Annotated in this window: 7 protein-coding genes; 1 reads left to right on the top strand and 6 read right to left on the bottom strand. The window is 35.6% G+C overall.

Translation table 11 applies throughout. The annotated features are described in order from the left end of the window. Window positions 1-4 precede the first annotated feature (4 nt). Window positions 5-565 (top strand): CPCC family cysteine-rich protein, encoded by a 561-nt coding sequence (locus BXU10_RS06485; RefSeq protein ID WP_219634106.1) that lies wholly within the window; start codon window positions 5-7, stop codon window positions 563-565. A 248-nt stretch (window positions 566-813) separates the two neighbouring features. On the opposite strand, the gene BXU10_RS06490 is transcribed toward BXU10_RS06485, so the two are convergent. The 6 genes from BXU10_RS06490 to BXU10_RS06515 form a co-directional block, all read right to left on the bottom strand. Next, complete coding sequence (locus tag BXU10_RS06490; RefSeq protein ID WP_078226654.1) at window positions 814-3252, bottom strand: DUF4982 domain-containing protein; 2439 nt, start codon at window positions 3250-3252, stop codon at window positions 814-816. A gap of 67 nt (window positions 3253-3319) precedes the next feature. After that, a complete protein-coding gene (locus BXU10_RS06495) occupies window positions 3320-4279 on the bottom strand; it encodes a glycosyl hydrolase 53 family protein (RefSeq protein WP_189328063.1) in 960 nt (319 codons plus the stop codon). A gap of 78 nt (window positions 4280-4357) precedes the next feature. After that, entirely contained in the window at window positions 4358-5449 is a 1092-nt protein-coding gene (locus BXU10_RS06500) for a glycosyl hydrolase 53 family protein (protein WP_078226656.1), read from the bottom strand. A 163-nt stretch (window positions 5450-5612) separates the two neighbouring features. After that, entirely contained in the window at window positions 5613-6695 is a 1083-nt protein-coding gene (locus BXU10_RS06505; RefSeq protein WP_078226657.1) for a SusE domain-containing protein, read from the bottom strand. Window positions 6696-6729: 34 nt separating this feature from the next. After that, on the bottom strand, window positions 6730-8328 hold the full coding sequence (locus tag BXU10_RS06510) for a RagB/SusD family nutrient uptake outer membrane protein (protein ID WP_078226658.1): 1599 nt from the start codon (window positions 8326-8328) through the stop codon (window positions 6730-6732). A gap of 5 nt (window positions 8329-8333) precedes the next feature. Then, window positions 8334-11276, bottom strand: a complete 2943-nt coding sequence (locus tag BXU10_RS06515) for a SusC/RagA family TonB-linked outer membrane protein (RefSeq protein ID WP_078226659.1) — start codon at window positions 11274-11276, stop codon at window positions 8334-8336. Window positions 11277-11441: the final 165 nt, after the last annotated feature.

Below are 11441 nucleotides of genomic sequence, written 5' to 3' on the forward strand. Positions count from 1 at the left end.
TTAGATGGAAAGATTTGAAGCCAAAAAGATAATTGCAATTAATGAATTGAAACAAATGTCTGAGAAAGATAAATTGGATGTTTTGGAACATAATTATTGGTTTTTTGGAGATAAAGAAGGAATAAGAGAGGCTATAAAAGAGGGCTCTTATCCTGAAATCTCAGAAAATATGATCGGAGTAATTGATAAAACACCAAATCCTTTTCTTAATGATGAATCAGAAGTTTTGTTGGTTGATTATCAGTTGAACAGATTAAAATTTGTTACTAATTTATATATTCAAACTAAGTTAAAAGCTGTAGATCCGAATTTTAAAGATGAGGTTTTTGGAGAAGTAGAAAAAGCCGGTTTGTGCCCGTGTTGTGAATATTTTTCAATTGATTATGGAGAAGATGGTTTGTGGGATATTTGTTCTGTATGTTTTTGGGAAAATGGAGGAGAGGGACCAAATCATATATCTTTGGGAGAAGCTAAATTGAATTTCAAAAAATTTGGCGCGATGAACGAAAGATCGTTAAAATATATAGATATAGAGGGAGTAAAGAAATATTCTAAAAATAAATAAATCTGCTCCCGATAGTTGGCGAGACTGTGACAGAAAAAAAAATCTGTATAAATAATATATTGAAAAGGAGTATAAACAATAAAACCCACTAAAATAGCGGGTTTTATTGCGAACGCTGAAACTTTCAGCAGACTCTTTTTATCGTATTTGTGATGTAAATACATTATCATTTAAGTAAAAGCAAACTCAATATTTAAAAGTAATTTTGAAAAGGCATATTGCTTTTTAGATTCCAATATTCTAAATTATTAGCGTTTTGATTTTAAATTTATTTTACCTTTCTGAAGTCCTTGACCTGTTACTTCCAACTGGATGGCCCCTGCAGTTTCGATTGCTTTAACTAAAACAACCAATTTACCGCTGAAAAGCTTCATGTGATCCTGATGAAATACCTCTAATGATGTCGCATCACCGTTACATGCAGCTCTGTAAGTTGCAGCACCGGTTACTTTAAACTGTAATTCATTATCGGCTAAAGGACATGGAATTCCGTTTTTATCAACTACCGAAACCGTTACAAAGGAGATATCCTCACCATTTGCTTTAATTGTTTTGCGATCTGCATTCAGTACAATTTTATATGGATCTCCGGCTGTTTTAACCTCATTTTTGGCAGCTATTTTTCCATTGGAATCAAATGCTACAACTTTTACCGTTCCAGGCTCATATTTAACATCATTCCACATTAAACGATAGCGGTTTTGCGGAGTTGCATTATTTTTCTTCTGAACTCCCATGCTTTTTCCGTTTATAAAAAGCTCTGCACTTTCGTAATTCGTGTAAACGAAAACCGGAGTAATTTCTCCTTCTCTTCCTTTCCAGTTCCAATGTGGCAATATGTGAAGTGTTTTGTCTTCCTTATTCCATCTGCTTCTGTAAAGATAAAAACGGTCTTTAGGAAGTCCGGCTAAATCTGAAATTCCAAAATAAGAACTTCTTGAAGGCCATTTTTCATCATAAGGGGTAGGCTCTCCTAAATAATCGAAGCCTGTCCAGACAAATTCTCCAATAACCCAGGGTTTGTCGTCCTGCAATACAAAATCTTCGTCAGGAACATTGGACCAGCTACAGGCTTCAAGATCATAAGAAGAACTTTGAAAATCAGGGTATTGCTTATTCTTTTCCTGAACCACAGGGAATTTATAAATTCCTCTTGAACTTACTGTAGAAGCAGTTTCTGAACCTAATATAAATCCTTGCGGAAATGTTTTATACGCTTCTTCATAAAGATGAACTCTGTAATTTAATCCAGGAATATCCAGCAAAGCTCCAAAACCAGATTCCATAGTTGCTTTTACCTGATCCATACCAACAGTCACAGGTCTTGTAGGATCTTCACGATGAAAAATATCCTGCAGCCATTGGGCACGTTTTACACCTTCAGCTCCCCATTGATCCGGAACTTCGTTTCCTGAACTCCACATTACGATACAAGGATGATTTCGTGTGGCTCTCACAAGATTCACAATGTCTTTTTCTGCATATTCTTTAAAAAAATGATTGTATCCGTTTTCTACTTTTGGCTTTGCCCATTCATCAAAGCTTTCGGCCAGGAACATAAATCCCATTTCGTCAGCCAATTCAAGCTGTTCAAAAGAAGGCATGTTGTGAGAACTACGGATGGCGTTACATCCCATGTCTTTTAGAATCGTAAGCTGTCTTCGAAGTCCTGCTTTGTTTACAGCCGCCCCAAGTGGTCCTAAATCATGGTGAAGACAAACACCTTTGAATTTTGTGACTTTACCATTCAGGCTAAATCCTATTTTAGGCTCGTATTTTATAAACCGGATACCAAACTTAATGTTTTGTTCGTCTTTTAAAGTTCCGTCGGCTGCGTATAATTTGGTTACTGCGGTGTATAAATAAGGTGTCTCAGGACTCCACAAATGAGGTTTTGCAACTTCCACTATCTGATGAAATTTCCCTTCTTTCGTTTCTGTACTTTTTTGTGTAGCAATAACCTTGTTATTAGCATCTTTTATTTGGGTTACCATTGACACATTACTGCCATGAAACTCAGCTTTAATATCAACAACAGCATTATTTGCTTTTATATCAGGAGTTGTGATAAAAGTTCCCCACTGTGCAAAACTTTCTTCCTCCTTTACTACAATACTAACTTTTCTGTAAAGACCTGCTCCGGGATACCATCTCGAAGAAAAAGGCTCATTGGTCAATTTAACAGCTAATGTGTTTTTTGCTCCTTCTATAATATCTTTTGAAATATCGATGAAAAAATAACTGTACCCATAGCCCCATTGTCCCACTTTTTTCCCGTTTAAATAAACCTGAGGTTCACTCATGGCGCCTTCAAAGATAAGAAGTGCTTTTTTCCCTTTTTTAAACTCCGGAATAGTAAATGTATTGCGGTACCAACCCGTTCCAATATGTGGCAATGCTCCGGTACGCCCTGTTTTTTCAGTTGCTTCTTTTTCACCGTTTTGTTCAATGATACCGGTCTGGATGTCCCATTTTTTATCAAAAGGACCGTAAATAGCCCAATCGTGAGGCACACTGACTTTCTCCCATTTCGAAGCGTCAAAATCTACAGCAAAGGCATCTTCTTTTACCTCTTTAGAAAAACTCCAATTGTCTTTTAAAACAACAGTAGTGGATTGTGACCACATTTTTCCGGATGAAAAAACTAGCAGAAATAAGAATACTATTGATTTAAAAATTAATTTCATTTTCGTTTTGTTCGTTTACCATTAAGAAATTAAGCTTTAACCCTAATGGTAAAACTTAATTGTTTATTTAATTTTTGAAAGCATCCAGTGCCGGTGAAGGTTTTCCGTTTTCCAGCCATGCATTTAGTTGATAACCGCTCCAGCTTTTTGCACCCTGAGGTTCCCAGTAAATAACGCCTAAACCTTTATTGTCAGGTACGTTTTTTACAGCTTTTATAGTGGCTTCAAGCATTTCTTTGGTGTTTTGTTCTAATGTGTAATCACCGCCAACTTCGACCACCATGACTTCTTTATTGTAGCGGGAAGCCATGTCTTTTAGATTATTTTCTAAATCGGCAATGTTTTCTTTATAATCCGTTTTTAGCCAAAACGGGTAGTACGAAAGACCAATTACGTCGTATTTTACATTCAGTTGTGTAGCTTTGTCAAAAAACCATCTGAATTTTTCGTTTTTATTGCCTTCGTCTAAGTGTACTATCACCTTAATTTTTGAATCTATTGCTTTTGTAGCCTCATATCCTTTATTAAGTAATTGTGCCAGTTGAGGAAAGTTGTCTGTATGCCCATCTGGCCAAAGCATACCGCTTGGAATTTCATTTCCAACCTGAACCCATTCTGGTGTAACTCCGGCTTTTTTCAACAATTTTAATACATCATAGGTATGATTGTAAACATCGTTCAACAATTCAGGAAAAGAATGTTGTGCCCAGGCTGCCGGTTTATTTTGTTTGCCGGGATCAGCCCACGAATCGCTGTAATGAAAATCGATCATGATACGCATTCCAATCTTTTGCGCGCGAACCGCCATGACAACTGTTTCTTGGGGGCTACAGTGCCCACTGGCTTTATCATTATTGGGGTTTACCCAAACGCGCAAACGAATGGAATTGATTCCTCTGTCTTTTAATAATTGCAGGCAGTCTTTTTCAGAACCGTCTGCATCATAAAATTTATAACCTGTGGCTTCCATCTGTGGCAGCCAACCCACATCGGCTCCTTTAGAAAAAGAACCTTCTTTACTTGCCATTTTTGTTTTACATGAAGTAAATACAAGTGCTATGACAAGCAAAAAAGGTACTATTTTAAAATGCTTTTTCATGCTTTATTATCTGGCGAAAGCCTGCATTACTGATAAAGCATTATTGTCAAAACTATATAAAGCCTGATTTTCATAAGTAGAACCGAATGCAGATTGTTTCCCTCTAAAAGCAACCCATTCGCCACCCCAGTAAGCAAATCCCTGTCCGTGTGCTGACGCTTCAACAGAAGCTCTGACAGCAAGAACGAAAGCCTTTTGCCCAGCCGGAGTTGCCGGATATGCCGGTATTAATTGGTCATTTGATCCTAGATTGTTGTTTGTGAAATCATTATACAACAATGTAAAAGCGTAAGATGTTTCTGCAATCACGACTTTTTTACCATATTTTTCTCCAAGGGCATTAATTGTAGAGGTTATTTCAGTCACTTCTTTTCCGTGATGCATAGGGTAGTACGATAATCCGATATAATCATAATCAATACTATTCATTTTGTTGAAAAACCAATCAGTTTTCTCACCATCTATACCTGCATAGTGGATCATGATTTTTGTATTTGATGATTTTGCACGAACTGCCTTGCTTGCAGCTGTCAATAAAGCAATGCATTGTTGTTCATTGTCGATTAAATTTCCTTTTGGAAAAAGTAATCCACTGTTGATTTCGTTTCCTATCTGAATAATATCAGGATTGATTTCTTTGATAATTGTTTCTGTGTAGGTAGTTACAGCTTTTCTCAGGTCCTCAAAAGATAATTTTTCCCATTCTTTAGGAGTTACCTGTTTTCCCGGATCTGCCCAGCTATCAGAATAATGAACCGTTAACCAAACTCTAAGGCCTGCTCTTCTTGACTTTTCTGCCAGTTCTTTTACTTCTGCCATACCTGAACGACCATTTGCGGGATTTTTCCATAAGCGGATTCGAACTGTATTACAACCTGCATTTTTAAGTGTTGTAAGCATGTTTTCTTCCTTGCCATTATTGTAGAACTTAGTTCCAACAGATTCCATTTCAGGAAGATATGAAATATCAGAACCTCTGATAAAAGTATCGTCTGCAGGTGGTTGAGGAACATTTGTTCCTTTGTCATCGTCGCCTGAACAAGCAAATTGAACTGCTGCTATTGCAAGCAATCCAAGAAATTTTATATGTTTTTTCATATATAAGTTTTTTATCGATCTATATGTAAAGTAGTTATTAAAAATTAAACATTTTAAAGTAACACACCAGTACCTATAGTTTTTTGTTTTTTTAAATATAATTTTAAAAAAGAGGAATAAGAAGCCTCAAATAATAGGATTTGAGGCTTACTTCTTTTATTTATTATTGTACTTTGATAAAAGTATAACGACCATCTAAATCGCTGAACCAAATATCGTATTTTCCTTCTTTTTCAACAATGATGTCTGGTCCCCATTCTTGTTTCCATTGATTATCAGCGTAAAAAAGCATTTTTCCTGCTTTTAAAGTTTGAGCTGAAGCTTTCCAGATGTGAGGATCAAATGTTGACTTCGTTAAAGTAACTTCCGTATTCCAGCCTGAATCATCTCCTGTTATTACTGAACCTTTATAGGCAATTTTATTGTAGGTAGTTGTTGTTGATCCAGTGTACTCAGGAAGTTTGTATGTTAAATCCTTAATATTGATTTCGAGAGTATAATAACCAGCAGTGGCAATGTAGAAATTACCATCTTGTGCATCAGAAGTATTCATAAATACTTTATCACCCACATAAGTAGGATAATAAGCAGGAAACCACTGACCAGGTTTTTCGATTAGCTTAAATTGACCTACATTAAAGTATCCTGTGTAATAATGTTTTGTATTATCATTAGGATCTGTAAAAATTGGCATGTTGTTGCTGTTATTCCAACCATCAGCAGGAGTAGCAGCAGAAGTAGCAGGGCCTACTAAGTACAAAGTAACAACTGGTGTTTCTAAACTTCCGTATGGTGTTACTGAAATGGTGATAACATCGGAGAATTTTGGTTGCGCATTTGCTACTCCGGTAGTTGCTTTAATTCTTACATCAAGAGTACCTTCAACATTTGGTGCTAATCCAAGTTCCAAAGCTCTTGTATTAAGTTCCTTTACATCTATGGTAGAATAAGTCGAAGTTGAAGATGTAACATCAACAGGTGCTGCAAATTCAGTATCAGCAGCTGCAAGTTGAACGGTGTAAGTTACAACAGTTGGAGCTCCGTAACTTACTTTTTCCCAGGTTACAGTAAGGGCAGTATTGGCTGGAGTAGCTTCATTAAGAATAATTTCAGAACCGCCTTCTGGTGTAATGATTGAGAAAGCTGCTTCCTGTGGCTCTAAAATCATTAAATTTTCTTCGTTTTCACAAGACCATAATCCTGTAAGTATCGCTACAGCAATAAAAATTTTATAAATATTTTTCATTTTTTTATCTTTTATATTGTTAAAAAAGGATTGTTTAGTAACCTGTATTTTGAGTTAAGTTTTTATTAGCTCCCAATGCTGCCTGAGGAATTGGAAAGAGTCTTCTGAAAGAAGGAATTGAAATTCCTCTGGCAGCATTTCCTTTCCATGCCCAGTTGTAAGTTCCTCCGCTATATAAACCAAAACGGATTAAATCCTGTCTTCTGTGACCTTCCCAGTGCAGCTCACGTGCTCTTTCATCAATTATTAATTGTAGGTTTAATTCGCCCGCTCCAATGTTTGCTGTTGTAGCGTTATTATTGGCTCTTTCTCTCAAATTATTTACATAAACAAGTGATTGTGCGATTGTACCATTTCCTCCTCTTAAGGTAGCTTCTGCGTACATTAGGTAAACATCTGCCAACCTAAACAAAGGAAAATCAGTATCTGCAAAATCAAAGTTTTTTCCGTTTACTCCTGCAGAAGTTTTATTAGAGAATTTAGATAAAATATATCCTTGTGATTTTACACTAATATCGGCAATATCTATTGTTCTTTGTTGTGTTGCAGTACCTGTTCCAATAGTATTTCTGTCATCCTGGCTGAATCTTGTACCATCAAATTTTTGTACAAATTGTTTTCTGATACGAAGTGCACCTGTCCATCCTTTAATTCCAAAATCAGCAGCATTATTTTCCCATTCTCCAATTTGACCATTGATTAAAAAGGTTGTACCTCCCCAGTTTTGAGTAAGAATTCCATCTGACTGAATTGTAAAAATCATTTCTTCAGAGGTATGGTTATCAGCCATAAAGTTTTCCAGATATTTTGGTTTAAGCGTATATCCTCCTGCAATGATTTCGTTACACATTGTAACACAATCATTAAATCGGTCAGTTTGTGTATATACCTGAGCATTCAAATATATTTTAGCCAGAATCATACGTGCAACAGCCTGATCTACTCTTCCGTATACATTGGTTCTTGCAGGTTTTAAGTCTGGTAAAACCTCTTTTAATTCGGCTTCAATAAATTCAAATAATTGCTTTCTGTCATATTCAGGACCTGAAAAATTTAACGGATCATTTTCTGTATACATAGCTGCTTTTCCAAAAAGGTCCATCATGTTGTAATATGCATATGCTCTTAAAACACGAACTTCTTTTCTGTAAAGTTCAATTTCGGCTACAGTTTCAGCATTTGTAATGTTTCTTCCTTTTAATTTTTCAGGTGTACTTTCACGCAAAAAATCATTGGCATAGGCAACAGAAGCCATCGTACGGCTGTACATTCCTAAAATAACAGGATTCGCAGCTGTCCAAATATTTCGTTGTAATTCTGCAGTTCCTTCGTCATTTTCATAACTCCAGATCATTTCGTCTGTTGTTAATTCCTGTAGGTTCAACAAACATCTTACATATTGGCTTGTTCCGGCTGCTAAACCTTCTAATGAAGAAAAAACGGGTCCTTGAGTACCTGTCAGGGTTAGATTTCCGTATACGCCTGCCAGTGCTTTTTTATACCCTTCCGGAGTAGAAAACAGAACATCAGCTGAAAGTACGTCATCATCTTCAGAAACTACATTCAGATCATCTGTACAAGAATGAAAAACGGTGGTTAATGCTATAACAGCTATTATTATATATTTTTTCATTTTTATTAAAATTTAAGGTTGGCACCAAACAAGAAAGTGCGTTGTCTTGGATAAATCGTTTTGTCAACACCGTTATTTGTAATTTCAGGATCTAAACCACTATATTTGGTAATTACAAAAACGTTTTGTACTCCTGTTGATAATCTTAAAGAAACTTTTTCATTAATAACTTTATCGAAAGTGTATCCTAAAGAAATATTGTCCATTTTTAAGAAAGAAGCATTCTCTACATAAATATCTGACATTACAACATTCTCAGTAGTTTGAAAGTTAGTTTCTTTTACCTGAGTAGGTATATTATTTAAAGTTCCGGCATTTATCAAAGAACTGTACTGCGCTCTTGAAGCATCCATTCCATTAAAAATATTGTTGCCAATACTTGCTCTTAAATTGAAAGAGAAATCAAATTTCTTGTAATTCATATTAGATGCAAATCCTAAAGTAACATCCGGATCAGGATTATTATAGATGTATTTGTCAGCATCATTTTTGATATTATCACCGTTCAAATCAGCAAAAGCACCATCAATTGGTTTTCCTGCAGTATCATATAATTGTTTGTAAACGTAGAAAGAATATGGTGTGTATCCTTCTCTGAAAATTTGAGAAGTACTTCCGTTTCCGGTAATATTGTCTCCTAAAAAGATATCTGCATTATAAGCTAATTCACTAATTCTTCTTTCAAATTTAGCCGCATTGAAGTTAACATTCCAAGAGAAGTTTTCAGTTTTAATGGCACTTGCATTAACTGTAAATTCAACCCCTTTTGTAGTAAAGCTACCAATGTTTTGATATACTCTGTTAGAAAAATTACTTCCGTCAGATATAGCGACATTTGCTAATAAATCTTTAGAGTCTTTGTAGTACATATCTAAACTGGCAGAGATACGGTTTTCTAAAAACCCAAAATCTATACCGGCATTGTAAGTCGTTGTTTCTTCCCATTTCAAACCATTTGTTAGTTTGTATGGAAGTGCGATTGTAACCGGATCAGTTCCAAAATAATATTGTGAGTTTCCTGTTCCCAATTCGTATTTTTTAAGATAACCGTTAGGTTCAGGAATATCCTGCTGACCTGTAATACCATAACTCAATCTTAATTTTAAATCAGATAGCGTTTTGTTATCTTTAAATAAATCTTCTTTAAGTTTCCATGCAAAAGCCACAGAAGGGAAATTACCCCAACGATTTTCTTTATCAAATCTTGAAGAACCATCTCTTCTGTAAGATAAAGTCAGTAAATATTTATCTTTGAAGTTTAAGTTTGTTCTCGCAAAAAAACCAATTAAGACAGTTTCAGTATCTAAAGTAGTCTCAGGGAATGTTGACGCTAGATTTGGATCTAAAATATTACCGGTCTCAAATCTTGAACTTTCAAATCTTTGATAAGAATAACCACCGGTTAATTCAAAATTTAATTCGTCAAAAGTCTTATTGTAAACTAAATAGGCATCTAATAGTTTATTTTGTCTTTTTGCATCAGTGTATTCATTGGCACCGTAAGGGAAGTTGTTAAGTGTTGGACCTGAACCTGCATTTGGGTTAACCTTTCTTGTTCTTTCTCCATTAGATTCATCAAAACCTACATTCACAACCGCTCTTACGTCCGGGAAAAAGTACAGTTTATAATCTACTTCGATATTTCCGAAGAATCGGTTACTTTTTGCAATATCCCTTGTATTAAGCAATTGCGAAACAGGGTTTCTGGCTGCATTTGGATTCAGGGGATAGTTTCCATCTCCATCAGCTGCACTAAGATATTCAAAAAAACCATCATATGGTGCGCCTTCTACTCGTATAGGCTGAGTAGGGTCAAAACCAATAGCAGTTCCTTCTACAGCATCTGTAAATCTGTTTCTTTCGTGAGCATAATTAGCAGATAATTTTACTTTTAAGCTGTTTTCAAAGAAGGTAGGATTCATTACCAATCCAACAGTATTTCTTTTAAACTCATTTGTGATACGTAAACCTTCCTGATTTGTATTTCCTAAAGTAAGACTCGTAGGGATAATATCAAACAAACTTCCTCTAACCGCCACACTCTGATCAAAAGATCCTGTGTTTCTGTAAATCGCTTTTTGCCAGTCTGTATTTGCTGTACCTAACTTACCTGAATCCTGAGGTCTTCTGTCTGCGATAAGTTTTCTGAACTCATCTGCACTAAAAACATCAACTGTTTTAGTAAGTTTTCCTGCAGCATATTGTGCATTATAATCAACTGATAATTTACTGCTTCCTTTTTTTGTTGTAATGATGATTACACCATTTGAAGCTCGTGAACCATAAATTGCAGTAGCAGATGCATCTTTTAAGACTGTCATCGATTCAACTGTAGCTGGGTTTAAAGAAGCCAAAAATGAGGCAGAACCAGTATTAGTTGTATTTTCTAATGGTAATCCGTCAACAACGATCAACGGGTTGTTGCTTGCAAAAAGAGAACTACCACCCCTGATTCTTATTTCAGATAAAGAACCCGGAGCTCCAGAAGAATTAATAGACAAACCAGCAACACGTCCGTTAAGAAGGTTTTCAGTGGTAATATTGTTACCTTTATTAAAGTCTTTTGTTGTAAGTGCCACTACAGAACCTGTTGCATCCTTCTTTTTTACAGAACCGTATCCGACCTGTACTACAACTTCCTGAAGCAGGTTAGGATCTTCCTCAAGGGTAACAGTGATATCTCTCTGTGTACCAACAGTAATAGTCTGAGTTGTGAAACCTGTAAATGAAAAAGTAATTTGAGTTTGTTCTTTCAGACCATTAAACTGGAATTTACCGTCAAAATCCGTAGTCATGCTTAAATTACCTTGTGATACTTTTATGTTTACCCCTGGTATTGGTTGTCCGGTGATTTTGTCCAGAACAATCCCTTTTACTGTGCTCTGAGCGAAAACACAAAAAGGAAGCAGTAATAATAAAAGTAAAAATTTGTTGTAAATTTTTTTCATACTTTTTTAGTTTTTTTGTTTGAGTTGGGTTTTGTGATTAGTGTGCTTTAAACGAAAAATAAAACATAATTATTCAAACATTCTAGCTTATCAACTCACGGTGCAAAATTAAGGATACTGTATGCTCTAAAGACAGGGAAAAATTCGTTTATAAAGGGGGGCAAT

This window comes from Flavobacterium sp. LM4 (assembly GCF_002017935.1).
Classification (GTDB): Bacteria; Bacteroidota; Bacteroidia; order Flavobacteriales; family Flavobacteriaceae; genus Flavobacterium; species Flavobacterium chungangense.